The 17,875-nt window shown below is 61.6% G+C and carries 15 protein-coding genes and 1 pseudogene; 7 read left to right on the forward strand and 9 right to left on the reverse strand.

Annotated features, from left to right (window positions below; translation table 11 throughout):
• Positions 1–3: 3 nt before the first annotated feature.
• The 4 genes and pseudogenes from ACS4RS_RS03010 to ACS4RS_RS03025 form a co-directional block, all read right to left on the reverse strand.
• Complete coding sequence (locus tag ACS4RS_RS03010; protein WP_449313985.1) at positions 4–981, reverse strand: magnesium transporter CorA family protein; 978 nt, start codon at positions 979–981, stop codon at positions 4–6.
• Positions 982–1,392: 411 nt separating this feature from the next.
• The gene (locus ACS4RS_RS03015; protein ID WP_449313868.1) at positions 1,393–2,586 is read right to left on the reverse strand and encodes an Mrp/NBP35 family ATP-binding protein; all 1,194 of its coding nucleotides are present in this window, start codon (positions 2,584–2,586) and stop codon (positions 1,393–1,395) included.
• A 534-nt stretch (positions 2,587–3,120) separates the two neighbouring features.
• Entirely contained in the window at positions 3,121–3,855 is a 735-nt protein-coding gene (locus ACS4RS_RS03020; protein ID WP_439008779.1) for an autoinducer binding domain-containing protein, read from the reverse strand.
• 202 nt (positions 3,856–4,057) lie between these two features.
• A pseudogene (locus ACS4RS_RS03025) lies at positions 4,058–4,854 on the reverse strand (IclR family transcriptional regulator).
• A 106-nt stretch (positions 4,855–4,960) separates the two neighbouring features.
• Between ACS4RS_RS03025 and ACS4RS_RS03030 the strand changes: the two are divergent.
• From ACS4RS_RS03030 to ACS4RS_RS03050, 5 genes are all read left to right on the forward strand, one after another.
• Positions 4,961–5,722: an SDR family oxidoreductase gene (locus tag ACS4RS_RS03030; RefSeq protein WP_439008778.1), complete on the forward strand. Its 762-nt coding sequence runs from the start codon at positions 4,961–4,963 to the stop codon at positions 5,720–5,722.
• The gene (locus tag ACS4RS_RS03035; protein WP_439008777.1) at positions 5,722–6,636 is read left to right on the forward strand and encodes a 2-dehydro-3-deoxygalactonokinase; all 915 of its coding nucleotides are present in this window, start codon (positions 5,722–5,724) and stop codon (positions 6,634–6,636) included. The genes ACS4RS_RS03030 and ACS4RS_RS03035 overlap by 1 nt, the downstream gene beginning before the upstream one ends.
• 13 nt (positions 6,637–6,649) lie before the next feature.
• Positions 6,650–7,291: a 2-dehydro-3-deoxy-6-phosphogalactonate aldolase gene (locus ACS4RS_RS03040; RefSeq protein WP_439008776.1), complete on the forward strand. Its 642-nt coding sequence runs from the start codon at positions 6,650–6,652 to the stop codon at positions 7,289–7,291.
• On the forward strand, positions 7,288–8,175 hold the full coding sequence (locus ACS4RS_RS03045) for an SMP-30/gluconolactonase/LRE family protein (protein WP_439008775.1): 888 nt from the start codon (positions 7,288–7,290) through the stop codon (positions 8,173–8,175). Before ACS4RS_RS03040 ends, ACS4RS_RS03045 begins: the two co-directional genes overlap by 4 nt.
• Positions 8,176–8,396: 221 nt before the next feature.
• Positions 8,397–9,002, forward strand: coding sequence for a PRC-barrel domain-containing protein (locus ACS4RS_RS03050; protein WP_097624018.1), 606 nt, complete (start codon positions 8,397–8,399; stop codon positions 9,000–9,002).
• Positions 9,003–9,247: 245 nt separating this feature from the next.
• Here the strand turns inward: ACS4RS_RS03050 and ACS4RS_RS03055 are convergent, their stop codons facing one another.
• Together ACS4RS_RS03055 and ACS4RS_RS03060 are read right to left on the reverse strand one after the other, a co-directional pair.
• Complete coding sequence (locus tag ACS4RS_RS03055) at positions 9,248–10,612, reverse strand: EAL domain-containing protein (protein ID WP_439008774.1); 1,365 nt, start codon at positions 10,610–10,612, stop codon at positions 9,248–9,250.
• Between the two features lie 182 nt (positions 10,613–10,794).
• Positions 10,795–12,519, reverse strand: a complete 1,725-nt coding sequence (locus tag ACS4RS_RS03060; RefSeq protein WP_439008773.1) for a response regulator — start codon at positions 12,517–12,519, stop codon at positions 10,795–10,797.
• Between the two features lie 185 nt (positions 12,520–12,704).
• Between ACS4RS_RS03060 and mutL the strand changes: the two genes are divergently transcribed.
• Together mutL and ACS4RS_RS03070 are read left to right on the forward strand one after the other, a co-directional pair.
• On the forward strand, positions 12,705–14,507 hold the full coding sequence (gene mutL / locus ACS4RS_RS03065; protein WP_439008772.1) for a DNA mismatch repair endonuclease MutL: 1,803 nt from the start codon (positions 12,705–12,707) through the stop codon (positions 14,505–14,507).
• A gap of 178 nt (positions 14,508–14,685) precedes the next feature.
• On the forward strand, positions 14,686–14,916 hold the full coding sequence (locus ACS4RS_RS03070; protein WP_003588271.1) for a DUF2093 domain-containing protein: 231 nt from the start codon (positions 14,686–14,688) through the stop codon (positions 14,914–14,916).
• A 117-nt stretch (positions 14,917–15,033) separates the two neighbouring features.
• On the opposite strand, the gene ACS4RS_RS03075 is transcribed toward ACS4RS_RS03070, so the two are convergent.
• From ACS4RS_RS03075 to ACS4RS_RS03085, 3 genes are all read right to left on the reverse strand, one after another.
• Positions 15,034–15,951, reverse strand: a complete 918-nt coding sequence (locus ACS4RS_RS03075; RefSeq protein WP_439008771.1) for a substrate-binding domain-containing protein — start codon at positions 15,949–15,951, stop codon at positions 15,034–15,036.
• A gap of 78 nt (positions 15,952–16,029) precedes the next feature.
• On the reverse strand, positions 16,030–16,794 hold the full coding sequence (locus tag ACS4RS_RS03080) for an ATP-binding cassette domain-containing protein (protein ID WP_439008770.1): 765 nt from the start codon (positions 16,792–16,794) through the stop codon (positions 16,030–16,032).
• Complete coding sequence (locus ACS4RS_RS03085; protein ID WP_439008769.1) at positions 16,791–17,849, reverse strand: ABC transporter permease subunit; 1,059 nt, start codon at positions 17,847–17,849, stop codon at positions 16,791–16,793. Before ACS4RS_RS03085 ends, ACS4RS_RS03080 begins: the two co-directional genes overlap by 4 nt.
• Between the last annotated feature and the right edge of the window lie 26 nt (positions 17,850–17,875).

Below are 17,875 nucleotides of genomic sequence, written 5' to 3' on the forward strand. Positions count from 1 at the left end.
TCCTCAGAGCCAGCCTTTCCAGCGGAAAAAGAAAAAGGGGATGACGGCTGATATCACCATCAGGGCCAGCGAATAGGGATAACCCGCGGCCCAGGCCAGCTCCGGCATGACCTGAAAATTCATACCATAGATGGAGGCGACCAATGTCGGCGGCAAGAACACCACCGAGGCAATCGAAAAGATCTTGATGATCGAATTCTGCTCGATGTTGATCAGGCCGAGTGAAGCGTCGAGCAGGAAGGTGATGTTGCCTGCAACGAAGGCGGCGTGCTCCGACAGCGACTGGATATCGCGCGAGAGGGTGCGGCAGAGTTCCTTCGTCTCGCGGTCCTGCTGGAGCGCCGGGATCGCGTGAAAGAAGGTCAGCAAGCGGGATAGCGAACCGAGGCTGTCGCGCACCTTGCTGATCATCCGGTGATAGCCGGCGATATCGCGCAGCTTCTCCTCGAGGTAATTGGAGGGCTTGCGCGTCTTCTTCGCCCGGTCGCCGAAGACATGCATCGACAAGATGTCGAGGCGCGAGACGGAGACCTCGAGGATCTCGGCGGTGCGGTCGACGATCGTCTCCAGCAGCTTGGCGAGAAGGGCGGCGCCGCTACGCCAGTTTTCCGGCAGGCGGTGAAGGGCGGCGATGAACAGCGCAAAGGATTTGGGATGGGCGTAGCGGATGGTGACCAGCCGGTTTCCGGCCAGGATGAAGGCGACATCGGTCAGCGTCGGCGCGTCGGTCTCCGCCTTCCACAGAAGCGAGGCTGTCATGAAAACGGCGTCGTTTTCGACATAGAGACGGGCGGAGGGCTCGATATCCTTGAGGTCGTCCCGGGTCGGAACCTCGATGCCGAGAACCTTCTCGACATAGAGTTCCTCGTCGCGGCTCGGCTCGATCATGTCGATCCAGACGACATCCTCAGGGAAGGATGCCGGATGCGACAGATCGCGGATCTCGACCGACCTGCAATTGGAACAGTAAGCGGTGATCACCGGCAGCCTTTCCATGCGGCCGCCAACGCGGCAACGCAAGGGTCGCCGGTCCAGGGTCGAAGCAGAAACGGATCAGGAAAGTTCATACGACTCCGGCTGCATGCAACCTCAAAGGCCGGCATGCGCGTTGTGCTCCACCGCATCGCAGTTACCAATCCTTCGATCGACAAGACAACTCCGAACTTGCAGGCGAGGCGACCCTTCGAAAACGAAGACTACCGTCATTGAGCATCTGCAGCAAACGCCATCATGGCGCCGCGGCATATGCAGCAAAGCCGTGAAATAATCAAGACATCTTCCGTGAAGCGCGGCTTTTCACCACGTTTCCCCCACAATTTGGGGCGCTGAGGGTCACGATTCGGCCGCTGGGAGCGTCGCTCGGAACGGCCGCACTGCTGCCGATGACAGCGCTTATTCGAAGACGATCGTCGGGGCGGGACGCTGGGTCTGGCCGCCGAGCTGCTCCCAGACCTTGGTAGCGATGCCGCGATAGATGCCGGCGACGACGCCGTTCGGCTCGGAGGCGACAAGCGGCGTGCCGGCGTCGGAGGTCTCGCGAATATTCATCGTCAACGGCACTTCGCCGAGGAAGGGCACACCGATGCGTTCGGCCTCCTTGCGAGCGCCGCCATGACCGAAGATATCGTAGCGGGTGCCGGTATCCGGCGCGATGAAATAGCTCATATTCTCGACGATACCGAGCACCGGCACTTCGACCTTACGGAACATGTTGAGGCCCTTGCGCGCATCGATCAGGGCGAGATCCTGCGGCGTTGAGACGATAACGGCGCCGGCAAGCGGCACCTGCTGGGCCATGGTCAATTGCGCGTCGCCGGTGCCGGGGGGCATGTCGACGACGAGCACGTCGAGCTCGCCCCAGGCGACTTCGCGCAGCATCTGCAGGAGCGCCGACTGGACCATCGGACCGCGCCAGATCATCGCCGTCTCCTCGTCAACGAGGAAGCCCATCGACATGACCTTGAGGCCGTAATTCTCCATCGGATTGATGATGCGGCCATCAATCTGGGTCGGACGGCCGGATATCTTCAACAGCCGCGGCATCGAGGGGCCATAGATGTCGGCGTCGAGAATGCCGACGCGCAAACCGTTGGCGAGCAGGCCGAGCGCCAGGTTGACGGCGGTGGTCGACTTGCCGACCCCTCCCTTGCCCGAGGCGACGGCGATGATGGCGCCAATGCCGGGAACGCCGATCTTGCCGGCCCGCGGCGGCGACTGTTGCGGGGCATGGGCGTGGCCCCCGTGCCTATGTTGGTGATCATGTTGATGATCGTGGCCGGCATGGCCGTGCGGCGGGTTCGGCGCCGGGCGGGCAGCCGGAGCGGCGGCGGCCGCTTTCTTGTCTGCAGTCAGTGCGACGAGCGCGCCCTTGACATCAGGCATTGCCTTGACGACGCGCTCGGCGGCGAGCCGCATCGGCTCCAGCTCCTTGGCGCGATCGGCCGGAACGGTGATGGAGAAATAAACCTTGCCATCGGAGATGAAGACATCGGAAACCATGCCGAGCTCGACGATATCGTGCTCGAGATCCGGTCCACGCACGGTCTTCAGCGTTTCGAGAACCTGTTCCTTGGTGACGTCGGTCATTCCACCCTCACTGCTGCTTCTCGATCACAGATAGTGGAGACGGACGCCTTCGCCAAACAAAATCATCGGCGGGAAAATCGATTTGCCGGCTGGCAAAAAGCACCGGCGAGAATGGGCAATCCGTTGCGGCCATCAAGTCCGCCGGGCTTTCGCCCTGATGGCCGCAACGGTCTCCCCGAGAACCGGCGCAATCCGGGGCGAACTAGAGCAAGCCGACAAAAAGGCCAGCGAAAAATGAAGCGGGAAGGCCAAACCACGCGCAGCTGCGCAAGCGGCGGTGCCAAAACGCAACAACCGCTGCCGACACTGAAGGCTCGGGAAAAGCGGCATCGGCGTCGGGCAGTGGTGTGCGGCCGCGCCATTTCCTGGCGCTGGTCCAAGTCCCCTCTGGGCCTCTGGCAAAAGAGAAGCAGAAAGCGTGCCAGACGGAAAATCGGCGCAAATGGCACATACGCGGCGTGAGCACGGCCACAAGCGGCCGGCATATGCCCACGCGCTGGGCGCCTGGCGAACACCGGCCGTGCCTTTTGCACCTTATTTGATCAGACCGATCCGCAGCGCCTTGGCCACCGCCTGGGTGCGGTTGACCGTGTCGAGCTTCTTGGTGGCACGGTTGAGGTAATGATTGACCGTGTGCTCGGAGAGGGTGAGGATTTCGGCGATTTCAGCACTGGTCTTGCCGGCGGCCGTCCAGTTGAGGCAATCGACTTCCCGGTCGGTCAGCGTGTCGGTGATGCGAGTATCGAGGTTACGGATCTCGGCGAGCCTGTCATAGACATGGATGGAGATATAGCAGAGTTCTCGCATCTCGGCCGGGCTGAACGGCTCGCGGTCGCCGGCAAAAGAGACGGCGCCGCGCACACCGGATGGCTCATGCGTCGGGAAATAGGCGCCGCGCATCATCCCGAAACGTTCGAACAGCGAGGCGACGAGCATGGACTTGCCATCGTCCCGCGACCAGTTCTCGCGCGACATGTCGTAGAAGAAGGGCCGCGCCGATGTTCTGAGCCGCCTTAGAACCGGGCTGTTGACCAGCAGTCCCTCCTGGTCATAGAGCGCCAGAAGCTCGGCCGGCCAGCTGGTGATGACGGTGCTGCCCTGGATATCCAGGGAGGTGACCGGCGGCAGGTTGAGAACCAAGAAGGCACGGCTGCGATAGGCTTTCGTCACGCGTTTCAGGAACCGGAAAATATCGAACTGGGTTTTCAGGCCGGCTATTTCCTTGATGTAGTCGTCGTCTTCCTGGGATATTTGCGACAAGGGTGCCATCACATTTCTTCATCTTCGGCACAACGGCCGGTTCGATTGCCTCGGAGAATAACGATCAATGATTGGATCACGTGGAATCGGCCACCGCATAGAGGCGTTCGGCCGGTGAGTGGTTGTCGATTTCTCGGACTATTTGCAGTTGTCGTGATTCGCCGGCAAATCTCAATATCGCCCTCATCATAAGCATGCTGTCTGATCGCGTTTAGCGGCGCGGGCCGAGCCGGATGCGCATGTCTTCCATGATCCTTCCAGCTGCCAGCTGAACTGGAACGGCCCATTGGCGCAGAAGTTCCATCGACAAACGATAGGCCGGCCCGGTAATTGAAATGCCACCGATAAAGCTCCGATCCTGCGACCATAGGGGGCGGCGACACAGCGAATGCCCGCCTCATGCTCCTCACGGTCGAAGGCATAGCCCTGGTCACCGATCTCGTGGATTTCGGCAAGCAGCGATTCGGCCGAGAGATGGGTCGAGGCGGTAAAGCGGGTGAAGTTCAGGCCGGCGAGAAGATCGGCGAGGAAATCGGCCGGCAGCAGCGACAGGGCCGCCTTGCCGACACCGGTGCAGTAACAGGGCGAGGCATTGCCGATCTGCGAATACATGCGCACCGGCTGACGGCCGTCGACCTTGTCGAGATAGATGATCGACTGGCCCCTCAAAACACCCAGATGCACCGTCTCGCCAGTCGCCTGCTGCAGATCGGCAAGGTGCGGCTCGGCAATCAGGCGGAATTCGTTACGCGCCCAGCCGCGTGCGGCAAAATCGAGCAGGCGCAGGCCCGGCGCATAACGCCCCTCGCCATCAAGTTCAAGCAGGCCTTCCTCCACCAGATGGCTCAGCTGGCGATGCAAGGTGCCGCGCGGCTGGCCGGCAAGGGCCAGGATATCGGTGAAACGCAGTGGCGCATCGGCATGGGTGACGAGATCGAGCAGAACCATCAGTTTGCCGAGCGTGCCGGTCTCGCGGGTCTGCGCCATGCTTTCGCTATTTGAATTCATCATCTCGTCCGCCCTTGACAGCAAGGCCAGCATAATTCGATAATTCCATATAGTCAAATATAGTTCCAAATAATGGAACGTCTTAGAATAGCAAAAGGCGACTGCGATGCCGGCACAATTTTCGGAGTTCAGAGACCGAACCGTGCTGGTGACCGGCGGCGGATCGGGCATCGGCGCTGCAATCGTCGAAGGCTTCGCGCGCCAGGGCGCCAAGGTCTCCTTCATTGACATCGCCGAGACCGCCGGCCGCGCGCTTGCCGAAAGGCTATCGGGGGAGACAACGCATCCGGTCTCCTTTCACCATGCCGACCTGCGCGACATCGAGGCGATCCGGCGCACCGTCGATACCGTCGTTGCGAGCTCGGGGCCGATCCGGGTGCTCGTTAACAATGCCGCCTGGGACGACCGTCATGATTTCGACGCGGTGACCGAGGCCTATTGGGACAACAACCAAGCGGTCAACCTGCGGCATGTGTTCTTCACCTCCCAGGCAGCAGCGCCGTCGATGCGGGCGGCCGGCGGCGGGGCGATCATCAATATGTCGTCGATCGCCTTCAAACTGAACATGGGCGGTTTTCCCGCCTATGCGGCGGCGAAGGCTGCAGTCGTCGGGCTGACGAAGAGCATGGCCGGCAGGCTCGGGCCGGAGAATATCCGGGTCAACTGCATTCTGCCCGGCATGGTCGTCACCGAACGGCAGATGCAGCTTTGGCTGACCGAAGAGAGCATCGCGCGCTCGGTCGAGCAGCAGTGCCTGAAAGTCGCGCTCAAGCCCGACGCGATCGTCGGTCCCTGCCTGTTTCTTGCATCCGACTGCGCGGCTGGAATGACCGCCCAGTCCCTGATTGTCGATGGAGGCATTCTGTAATGGCTAATCCCGCTTATGTCGCGGTGGACTGGGGCACCAGCAGCTTTCGGCTGTGGCTGATCGGCAGGGACGGCAGCGTGCTTGCCGAGCGCCGCAGCGGCGAAGGCATGACGAGTGCAGCAAAAACCGGCTTTTCCGCCGTGCTATCAGGCCACCTCGCCGCCGTCGAGGCGCCTGAGAGCCTTCCGGTGATCGTCTGCGGCATGGCCGGCGCACGGCAGGGCTGGGTCGAGGCCGGTTATATCGACGTGCCGGCCCCGCTCGCCTCGATCCTGACTGCGGCGGTCTCCGTGCCTGGAGAAAGCCGCGACATCCGCATTCTGCCGGGGCTTGCCCAGCGGGATATGGCGACACCCGACGTCATGCGCGGCGAGGAAACCCAGCTTCTCGGCGCGCTCGGCAGCGCAAGCTCGGGCGCCCAGGCGGTCTGCATGCCCGGCACCCATTCGAAGTGGGTGCATGTGGGCGACGGCAAGGTCACCGGTTTTTCGACCTTCATGACCGGCGAACTTTTCGACGTCATCAGCAAACACACGATCCTTTCGCATGCGGTTGCCGGCGCCGAAGAGCAGCCGGCCGATGCGGCAGCCTTCGAGGCGGCGGTCTCGGCCGCTTTCGCGCGGCCCGCGCTTGCCTCCAACCTGCTCTTTACCGCCCGCTCGGGCCAGCTCCTGCACGGGATCTCGGCCGCCGCCGCGCAAGCCCGACTCTCCGGCACGCTGATCGGCCTTGAAATCGCCGGCGCGCTGCAGGATGCGGCCAACTCAGGCATCACCCTGGTCGCCTCCGGGCGCCTGCAGGCGCTCTACGAACAGGCCTTCAAAACACTCTTCCTTCCCTTCACCGCCATCGATGCGGACGCCGCCGTGCGCCGCGGGCTTTCGGCCGCCGCCGAAGCCATCTGGCCGAATTGAGAAAGCCGACACGATGAACCGTATCCCCTTCCCCGACATGAAGCGCCCGCTGATCGCCATCCTCCGCGGCATCCGTCCCGACGAAACCGAAAGCGTGGTCGGCGCCCTGATCGACAATGGCCTGACGGCGATCGAGATCCCGCTCAATTCGCCGGAGCCGTTCAAATCGATCGAGATCGCCGCCAAGATGGCGCCGGCCGAGGTGCTGATCGGCGCTGGCACGGTGCTGACGGTCGAGGCGGTCGACAGCCTGCATGCGGCCGGCGGCACGCTGCTCGTCACGCCGAATGTCGAGCCCGAGGTGATCATCCGGGCGCGGCAATACGGCATGGTGACGATGCCGGGCGTCTTTACGCCGACGGAGGCGCTCGCCGCAGCGCGGGCCGGCGCCACCGGTCTCAAATTCTTTCCGGCAAGCGTGCTTGGCCCTTCCGGCATCACCGCGATCCGGGCGATCCTGCCGTCGGAACTGACGATTGCCGCCGTCGGCGGCGTGTCGGACAAGAATTTCGGCGATTATACCAAGGCCGGCATCTTCGCCTTCGGGCTCGGCACCAGCCTCTACAAGCCGGGAATGACCGCATCAGAGGTTGCCGAGCGCGCCAAGGCGACCATTTACGCCTATGATGCAGCCATTGGGAGCGTGAGCGTATGACCGATATCTACGAGTTCAAGGGCAAGACCCTTTGCAACACCAATTCCGTTCTCGGCGAAGGTCCGACCTATGATCCGGACAGCGACACTGTCTGGTGGTTCAACATTCTCGGCAAGGAACTGCACGAGCTCAATCTTTCCACAGGCGCGAAAAAGGTGCATCCATTGCCTGCCATGGCGAGCGTGCTTGCCCGTATCGACGCCGGACGGCAGCTGATCGCGACGGAGGAAGGGCTTTTCGTCCGCGATGTCGCCAGCGGCAATCTCACCTTCTACGCTGCGCTCGAAAACGACAGGCCGGAGAACCGTTCGAACGACGGCCGCACCCATCCTTCCGGTGCACTCTGGATCGGCACGATGAGCAAGCGGGCGGAAAGCCAGGCCGGCGCCATCTATCATGTCGCTGGCGGCAAGGTGACGAAGATCTTCAATGGCATCAGCATCCCGAATTCGATCTGCTTCTCGCCGGACGGCACGATCGGCTATTACACGGATTCCCGCCTCAACCGGCTGATGCGCGTCATGGTCGATCCGAACACCGGCATGCCCTCGGGCGAGCCGATCGTGCTGGTCGACAGCGCCAACGAGCCCGGCGACATCGACGGCTCGGTGGTCGATGCCGATGGTTATATCTGGAATTCGCGCTGGGGTGCTGGCGTCGTCGACCGTTACAATCCCGACGGGTTGCGCATCTCGCGCTACAAGGTGCCTGCCGTCCAGCCCTCCTGCCCTGCCTTCATCGGCGTCAATGCCGACCGGCTGGCGGTGACGACCGCCTGGGAGGGCCTCGACGAAGATGCACGTTCTGCGCAGCCGAGCGCCGGCGCGCTGCTCGAACTCGGCATCGAGGTCAAAGGGGTGTTCGATCCGGTCTACGTGATCTGAAGACAGCTTGCCCGTAACAATCAGAGGCGCTCCAGACTGGGGGCGCCTTTTCTCGTTCTGGTAGCGGTTGCCCGATAAATGTTCCTTGAAAATCGAGAAATTTTCCGTGTTTTCAACCGGAACCAATCGGCCCACCAGTCATTTTCCTTTCGAACCGGCGCGGCAATGACACAGAAATTGCCGCGTCAGCGACCACTCTAGGAACTGAAGGTAGGTTCGAAATGACACGCAAACTCTTGACGACCGTTGCCGCTGGCGCACTGTTTGCCACGGCTTTCGCACCGGCGGCATTCTCGCAGGCGGCGCCGCAGCCGGCTGACCCCGCCGCTCCGACGCAGGCGGCTCCCGCCGATCCGGCAGCACCGAAGCCGATGACCCCTGATGTCACCAAGCCCGCAGGCGATGCCGCACAGGCTCCGGCTGCAGCCCCAACGGCAGACACGGCGCAGGCCGGCTATATCACGGAGCAGTCTCCCGACCAGGTCAGCGCCAACACCTATATCGGCCAGTCGGTCTATAACGGCAACAATGAAAGCATCGGCAGCGTCAATGACCTGATCCTCAAGAAGGACGGCGGTTTCGTTGCTGCGATCGTCGGCGTCGGCGGCTTTCTCGGTATCGGCGAAAAGAACGTCGCCGTGCCGATGGAAAAGATCACCGTCGCCCAGAATACTCAGGATGGCAGCGTCAAGCTGACGACGAGCGAAACGGCTGAATCGCTGAAGGCCGCACCTGAGTTCAAGACGCTGGCAATGCAGTCGGCCGAAAAGGCTCCGGCTGCGACCGGCACCGACACTACGGCAACCGGCTCGACAACGCCCAAGTAAATTGGCGTGCAAGCTAGCCGGGCCAGAAAAACCGCGCGGTAGTATAGCGTAGGCGATGGCGCTCCTAGGGGCGCCATCGCTTTTTTATGCCGGTCGCTAAAGCGCGTCAGGCTTGATTCCTGCGACGCGCTTTAGCTCTTTATTTTGATGCATGTCGTTATCCCGGAACCGCTGCACACATCCGGGCGACATGCATTTGAGCATGATGTCATGAGAAAACCGCGCACACTTTTCGGCATCATGCTTTATGCGCTGGCGCGCTCCACCATGGCCGGATCGTAATAGTTCTCGTGCAGAAAGCGCAGCGTGGCGATCCCGTCCGCCGGGCGGCCGAAGTGATAGCCCTGGCCCATGCCACAGCCGAGCATGCGCAACTTCACCGCCTCGGCATAATCCTCGATGCCTTCAGCCACGACTTCCAGCTCCAGGCCGTCGCACATGGTCAGGATCGCCTTGATGATGTGTTCGGAGGCGCGGTCGGAGTTGATGCGGGAGACGAAGGCGCGGTCGATCTTGATCTTGTCGAAGATGAAGTCCCGCAGCCGCCCGAGGCTCGACTGGCCGGTGCCGAAATCGTCGAGAGAAATGCGCACGCCGGCGGCGCGCAAATCGGCGATGATGCGGTGAGCGGTATCGGCCGAGCTCATCACCGCAGTCTCGGTGATCTCCAATTCCAGGCGATGCGGATCGAAGCCGACGCGGCCGAGGATCGACAGGACGCTGCTGCTGGTGCCCGGATCCATCAGCTGGGCCGAAGAGAGGTTGAACGACAGGAAAAGTTCGCGCGGCCAGGAAAGGGCGGCTTCGGCGGCTTTGCGCAGCAGCGCCTCCGACAGCGCATCGATGAAGCCGCGCTCTTCGGCGAGCGGCACGAAGACGCCGGGCGAGACGAAGCCGAGATCGGGGTCGTTCCAGCGGGCGAGCGCCTCGAAGCCGACCACCTGATTGTTGGAGAGCGAGACGATCGGCTGAAAATGCACGTCGATCGCGTCTGAGATGATGGCGTTTCTGAGCGCCTGCTCCAACTGCGTGGCGCGCTTCATTTCCTGGGCGATCTCGCGTGAATAGACGGTGATCTGGCCGCGGCCGCGGCGCTTGGAGCGGTAGAGGGCGGTTTCGGCGCTCTTCAGCAGCTCCTCGCAATCTTCTCCGGCGAACGGGTAGATGGCAAAGCCGAGGGAGGCCGAGAGACGAACGTTGCGGTCGCCGAGATCATAAGGGGCCGACAGAACCTCGCGGATCATCTGGCCAAATTTTTCGGCACTCGCCCGCTCGAAAACCAGCGGCAGCACAAAGGCGAATTCATCTCCGTCATGGCGGGTGACAAGCGCGCCATCGGGAATGCAGGCCCTGAGGCGATGGGCGACCTGGCAAAGGATTTCGTCGCCGGCGGCCGAGCCGAAAAGATCGTTAATCGGTTTGAAACTGTCGAGATTGGCGATGCCGATGGTGAAGGGAGCCGGGTCACTGGCGCGCTCGGAGGAGATCTGCAGGACCTTGTCCCGCATGCGATTGCGGTTTCCCAATCCGGTCAGCGGATCGGTATAGGCCATCGCCTGAAGCTCATTCTGACCGACGGTCGAGAAAGCTATGTCCGCCGATTTCATCATTCACCCGAGCTTTCCCGCGCCAAGCAAAGAATGACCGGCATGTCTTAATTATTTGATAGTAAATCAGCAGGCATTGCCGCTAGAACCACCCCAGAATCCAGGAGTTGACGGGTGGTCCCGGTTCAAATCCTTGGTTTTTTATGTCGTTAGCCCGGACCGCTCCACATGTCTGATGACATGCATCAACCTCGCGCCCGCATGGATTCATCCATCAGATGCCGCTGGAAGATGGCCTCGAGCATATCGGGGCTGACGGGTTTCATGATGACATCGTCCATGCCTGCTTTGGCGCATTCGGCGCGGTCTCGTTCGAAGGCCTGTGTGAGGACGCCGATGATCGGAGTGCGGCTTGCGCCGCCGGTTTCCTCCATCTGCCGGATGAGGCGGGCGGCTTCGAAGCCGTTGAAGCCTGGCAGCGAAATATCCATCAACACGATCTGCGGCCGGTGCTCGGCCCAGAGGCGCACGGCCTCATCGCCGGTCGCCGCGATCGTATGGCGATAACCAAGGCCTTCAAGGATCTGCGAAAAAACGATCTGGTTGATATCATTGTCTTCGGCGACGAGAACCTGCAGCCGGACGACGTCGTCGGAGGTGCTGATTTCCCAATCCGAATCCGCACCGGTGCCGTCATTGCGGCTATTGCGGTTGAAATGGCGGGCGATCTGAAAGGTGAGCTCGTTGGCGATCTGGAAACCGTCCATAACGAGCGCCGGGATGCCATATTGCTCGGCAAGCTCGAGGCAGCGCATGCCCATCTGGTTGTCGATGATCAAGAGATCGAGCGAAATGCCGGAGGAAGTGGCAATTTCCAGGAACCGCTCCTCCTCGTCCTCGCCGCGGACCGAACAGGATTCGAAACCGTATTTCGACAGCGTCCGCAGCGCCGCGGTCTCGGCGGCAAGATCGGCGGTGACGACGAGGACCTTGCGGCCGGAGAAATTCTCCGGAACGATCGCTTCCATCGCCGCCGGCTCGCGCCGTTCGACGGCGCTCGGCACCGGCACATAGGCGCGGCGATAGCTTTGATTGCTTGAGGTGGTGATCGCCGAGGCCCGTCCGAACTCATCGAGATCGGCACCATCGCGCGGCAGATCCTGCATGGTCGACACCAGGAAATAGCGGCCCGGCTTGCCGATGCGGTGCTTGCGGCTGACGATGTCGCGCTCGATGCCGTCGCGAGAGATCTGCCGCTGGCGGGAGATGGACATCTCGCCGCTCTCCAGCACATGACGGTCGCTTTCTTCGAAGCGCTCGGCGATCTCGACGGAAAAAAGGTCGCGGCTCTTGCGCCCGAGCACCTCGTCGGCGGTCGTCTGATATTTCTCGCAGAAGGCGAGGTTGACCGCGACATAGGTGAGGCTGCGGTCCTTGACGAAGAGCGGGAACGGCAGATTGTCGAGAATGTCCTCGGTGAGCTGCACCCGCTCCAGATCCGAGCGCCATTGCTCTTCGCGCTTCTTATCCTCGGAAATATCGGAAATGATGGTGACGCCGTAACCGCCGGACAGCCTGCGTTTGACGAAACGCACCCAGCTGTCGGCAGCGTGGCGCTCGACGGATTCGAAGCGCTCGCGCCAATGCGAGGCGATTTTCTGCGACAGCCAGTCCTCGCGGCTCAGCGAGCCGCGCTGCTTCACGTCGTATTGCTGGCGAATGCCGGTATCGTAGACTGCGCCGAGGAAATCGCGAAGCCGCGTGCCGGGCTTCAGCATCTCCGGGGGCAGCGGGAAGAACTCCAGCGTCTGGCGGCTGGCGAAGATCAGATGATCGTTCTTGTCATAGATGATGAAAGCTGACGAAAGGCTGTCGCAAACCACATCGAAAAGCGCCGTCTGCAGATCGACCCCGCCGGAAATCCCGTCGGTTTCCGATGATGTGTCCGCCTTTTCGGAGCCGGCACTCATTCTATTGCGTCCCACATCTGTTCGATTTCGAAAGCTTCCGGAGGTATATGAATAGAAATGCCATTTTTATATTAAAACCGGCTTAACATTATCGATCCCCAGCTTTGCGGGGGCCCTCGGATTAAGCTTTGCGAAAGCACGTCGAAACCCCTTCCCTCCGGCCCGCGAATCCTCGAAAATGGCCCATGGCCATCAGACAGCTTTCCGAAACGCTCATCAACCAGATCGCCGCCGGCGAAGTCATCGAACGGCCGGCGAGCGCTGCCAAGGAACTGATTGAAAACGCGCTCGATGCAGGCGCGACGCGCATCGAGATCGCCACATCAGGCGGCGGCAAGGCGCTGCTGCGGGTCAGCGACAACGGCTCGGGCATGGATGCGGCCGATCTGGAACTGGCGGTCAGGCGCCACTGCACCTCGAAACTATCGGAGACGCTGGAGGATATCCGCACGCTCGGCTTCCGCGGCGAGGCGCTGCCCTCGATCGGCTCGGTTGCAAGGCTCAGCATCGCCAGCCGCAGGCGCGACAGCGCAGGCGGCCACGAGATCGCCGTCAATGCTGGCAAGATCGTGCATTTGCGCCCGGCCGCCGCCAATCCCGGCACGATCGTCGAAGTGCGCGATCTTTTCTTCGCGACCCCCGCCCGGCTCAAATTCCTGAAGACTGAGAAGGCCGAGGCCGGCGCCATTACCGAGATCGTCAAACGCATGGCGATCGCCTTTCCCGCCGTGCGCTTCGTGCTGTCTGGCTCTGACCGCACGACGCTGGAATTTCCGGCGACCGGCGACGACCATCTGGCGCGCATGGCGCAGGTGCTCGGCAAGGAATTCCGCGACAACGCCATCGCGCTCGACGCCGTGCGCGAAGAGATTTCACTCACCGGATTTGCCGGCGTGCCGACCTTCAATCGCGGCAACTCCGCCCATCAATACGCCTTCGTCAACGGCCGGCCGGTGCAGGACAAGTTGATCCTGTCGGCGATCCGCGGTGCCTATGCCGAGACGATCCCGTCAGGCCGCCATCCGGTGGTGGTGCTGTCGATCACCCTCGACCCAGCCCTCGTCGACGTCAACGTGCATCCGGCGAAATCCGACGTGCGGTTCCGCGACCCCGGCCTGGTGCGCGGCCTGATCGTCGGCGCCATCCGCGAGGCCCTGGCCCGCGACGGCAGCCGGGCGGCAACGACCGGGGCAAGCGACATGCTGCGCTCCTTCCGTCCCGGTTTTCAGCCATACGCGCAGCGACCGCAGACGGCATGGTCGGCCGAGACCTCGCCTTCCCGTCCCTACCAGCCGGCAAGCGGTCTCGGTGAACGGCCGCAGGCCTCCTTCGACGGGCTCTCGATGCCGACAGCGCGGGCGGAACCGCCGTTTTCGCCGCAGTCGGCAGCGGCCGACGCAGTCGCGCGTTATCCGCTGGGCGCGGCGCGGGCGCAGATCCACGCCAATTACATCGTCGCCCAGACGGAGGACGGGCTTGTCATCGTCGACCAGCATGCCGCCCATGAGCGGCTGGTCTTCGAGGCGATGCGCAAGGCGTTGCATTCGAAGCGGCTGGCCTCGCAGGTGCTGCTCATTCCGGAGATCGTCGATATTCCGGAAGAGGATTGCGACCGGCTGATGCAGCATGCGGGCGAGCTTTCCGAACTCGGCCTGGCGATCGAGCGTTTCGGCCCCGGGGCGATTGCCGTGCGCGAAACGCCGGCGATGCTCGGCGAAGTCGATGCGCATGGCCTGATCCGCCAGCTTGCCGACGAGATTGCCGAATGGGACACGGCGTCGGGCCTGTCGGCCAAGCTCGAATATGTGGCGGCGACCATGGCCTGCCACGGATCGGTGCGCTCCGGACGGCGGCTGCGGCCGGAGGAAATGAACGCCCTGCTACGGGAAATGGAAGTGACGCCCGGCTCCGGCCAGTGCAATCACGGCCGGCCGACCTATATCGAACTGAAGCTCAGCGATATCGAACGGCTTTTCGGCAGAAGCTGAAAAAGCTGGAAAAGCCGCCTTTGCGGGAGTATGGCAGACTAAAGCGTGCCGCGATCTTTTAGATCCGCTTGGCCCACGCTTTAGGTCTTTGGTTTTCCGCATGTCGTGATCGCAAAAACCGCGGCACACTTTTGTGCGACATGCTTTAACGGATGACAGGCTGCAGGGAACGGAGCGCATGAATTTGTTCGAAGGGCACGGAAATCGCGAGGCGAAGATCCGGTATCTCGATGGCGATTTCCAGATTCTCTCGCCCGGCTCCTATGTCGTCTGCGCGATGACGGGAAAACAGATCCCGCTCGACGAGCTGCGCTATTGGAGCGTCGCCCGCCAGGAACCCTATGCTGACGTGATCTCGGCAATCGAGGCCGACAAACGCGCTGGCGTGCTGCCGAACCAGCGGCGCTAGAGCGCGGCCGCCTGCGAGGGGCCACAGGTCCGGCCCGCCCCACGAAGGACGGGCCGTTTGCTAGAAAACAACAAGGTCGATATGCGCTCTCGGCGGATTGCACAGAGCAGCGACGGTTTACTTGAATTGCGCCATATTCTCAGGCGTCACCAGCGCGGCGCCGGAGTCGATCAAAGACTCCACCGTCTCTCCGCGAATCGATTTTACCAGTGCATCCACACCGAGTTCAGCCATCTTGGTGGGGAACTGCGCCACCGAGGCATCCTCGATTCCACTCTTCAGCGCTTCCTCTTCGCCACAGCAGAAGTCGAAACCGACCAGCACAATCTTGTCATTGGCAGTTCCGGCATTCTTGATTGCGCGCGCAGCGCCAGCAGCGGGCGGACCGCAAGCGGCGTAAATGGCCTTGAGATCCGGGTTCTTCGTCAGCAGATCTTCGGCGACACTGATCCCGAGCTCCTCAGTGCAGTTTGTTGCGCCTTTCCCGACGATCTTGACGTCAAGGCCCTGCAGCCCTTCAAGCATACCCTTCACACGGTCATCAAGCGCTGGCACACCGGGCACACCCTCGAGTATCCCTAGCGTATCGCCGGCTTTAAGAACCGTTTTGAGATATTCGCCCGCGATTTTGCCCGCGGCGAAATTATTGGTCGTGGCAAGCGCCGTCCTGCCTTTCCAATCCGGAATATTGTTATCCATCAGTACGACCTTGACGCCGGCCGCCACCGCCTTGTCCAGGGCCGTGGACACGGTGGGATCGACGGGCGTGAGGGCAATGCCCTGCACGCCTCGCGTCACCATGGACTCGATCTGTGCAATCTGACCCTCGATGTCGGTTGCGGAGGTCCCCTGCCCGTAGATGATTTCGACGCCGGGATTTCTCTTTGCATAATCCTTGGCTGCGTTCTCCATTGTTGCGAAGAACGGTACCGGGAATTTGGTTATAAAGCCAAGCTTGACCGGCTCCTGCCCCAAGGACGGGACTACAGCGACGGCCAGAAGCGCAAGAGCTCCCAGCAGGGATTGCGGTTTCATCATAACACCTCCCATGTTTCGATCACCCTCCTCTAGAGCGATCTCGTTGTCCACTGCCCTATCGAAGCAGCGATCTCCCTACGCCTCGGCGCCTACAATCATCGCGACAAGGTCCTGCTTGTTCGCTTCGGTTGGCTTCAGTTCACCCACCTTACGACCCTGCCGCAGCACCACTGCCCGATCGGCGATTTCGACGACATGTTCCATATTGTGCGTGATTATGATCACGGCATTGCCTTCGGCTTTGAGCTGATTGACAAGGTCAAGAACTTGGCGAGACTCTCGAACGCCGAGGGCGGCCGTTGGCTCGTCAAGGATCACAAGCTTGCGTGCAAACACAATGGCGCGCGCGACCGCAATCGCCTGCCGCTGTCCACCGGACATCAGCGCGACCGGCGCGTCGAATCGCGGCAGCTTGACCTTCAGGCGATCGATTACACGCGCTGCTTCCCGCTTCATAACGCCCGTGTTGAGGAGGCGGAGCGGGCGTGGCAGCCAAGAAGGGAAAGAGATTTCTCGCCCGCAATAGAAATTCTGTACAGGGGTCAGGTTGTCGAAAAGCGCCAGATCCTGATAGACGGTTTCGATGCCGGCGCGGCGAGCCGCCGCCGTTGAATGGAGCAATACGGGAGCACCATCCACGAGGATCTCTCCTTCGTCGAGACTATGAAGCCCACTGATGCATTTGACGAGCGTCGACTTGCCGGCGCCGTTGTCACCCAGGAGAGCGGTTACCTCGCCTGCATATGCATCAAAACTAACATTTTTCAGGGCATGGATGGCGCCAAAGCGCTTCTGTGCATTTCGAACCGAAAGGACCGGTGGGGCGGATGCAGGGTTCATTGCACTCTCGCCGATTGAAGCACGCGCGCGCGCGCCTCGAGATGGTTACGAAGCACATCGGCCTCTACGGCGATGACGATGACGAGACCGATCGCGATCATTTGAAAGAACACGTCGACGCCGAGAAGGTTAAGGGCGTTGCGGATGACGCCGATCAGCACGGCGCCGATCAGGGCGTGGCCGAGATGGCCTCGTCCGCCAAGGAAGCTGGCACCGCCGATTATCACCGCCGCAATCGTGTCGAGTTCCAGGAGATTGCCGTAGATCGGCGAGGCGGCGCCGGTCCGTCCTGCCAGCAGCACCGCGCCGGCACCGGCACAAAAGCCTGAGATAATGTAGGTCGAAAGCAGAACACCCTTTACGGGTATACCCATGCTTCTGGCTGCACTCGGCGAGCCGCCCACGGCATAGATCCATCGGCCACAGACCATTGACTTCGTCAGGATCAGAAAAAGAAGCCCGAAGATCCCGACGACAAGGAAGGAATTGGGCACGCCAAACGTCGTACCGCCACCGATCGCAGTAATTGTATCGGGCATCCCACGCATTGTGGTGTGGCCAGGCGCCAATGCAAGTGCCAGACCACGGCAGATACTCAAGGTCGCAAGGGTAATAATGAAGGGGTGTGGCAGCCGACCGTAGACAAACACCACGCCGTTTACCGCCCCGATGGCAGCACCCGCAAGCAACATGGCCATAATGACGGCGATTGAGGCATCAACCTGCTGGTAGACCAGTCCGCCGATGACTGTCGCGAGCGCGAGATTCGAGCCGACAGACAGGTCGACACCGCGTGTCAGGATAACGAGCTGCTGCCCCATCGCCACAAGAGCAATCACTGCCGTTTGCGCCAGGATGTTGCCCAGGTTGCCGGGCTTTAGAAAAGCCGGCGTGATCAAACTGACGACGGCGATGAGTATGATGAGGATCAATAAGGGGCCCAAGCTCAAAAGCTTCAGTCCTAATGTGATGCCAGATTGTCTCGGGTGAAAGGTTGCACCTTGCGAACCTCCAGGCCGGGACGAATTGTGAGGCAGAATCCCAGAGTCTTCCAAATTTCCCGAGCCTCCCTGGTTTTTTA

Origin of the sequence: Rhizobium sp. F40D2, assembly GCF_051810745.2 — a bacterium.
GTDB lineage: Bacteria > Pseudomonadota > Alphaproteobacteria > Rhizobiales > Rhizobiaceae > Rhizobium.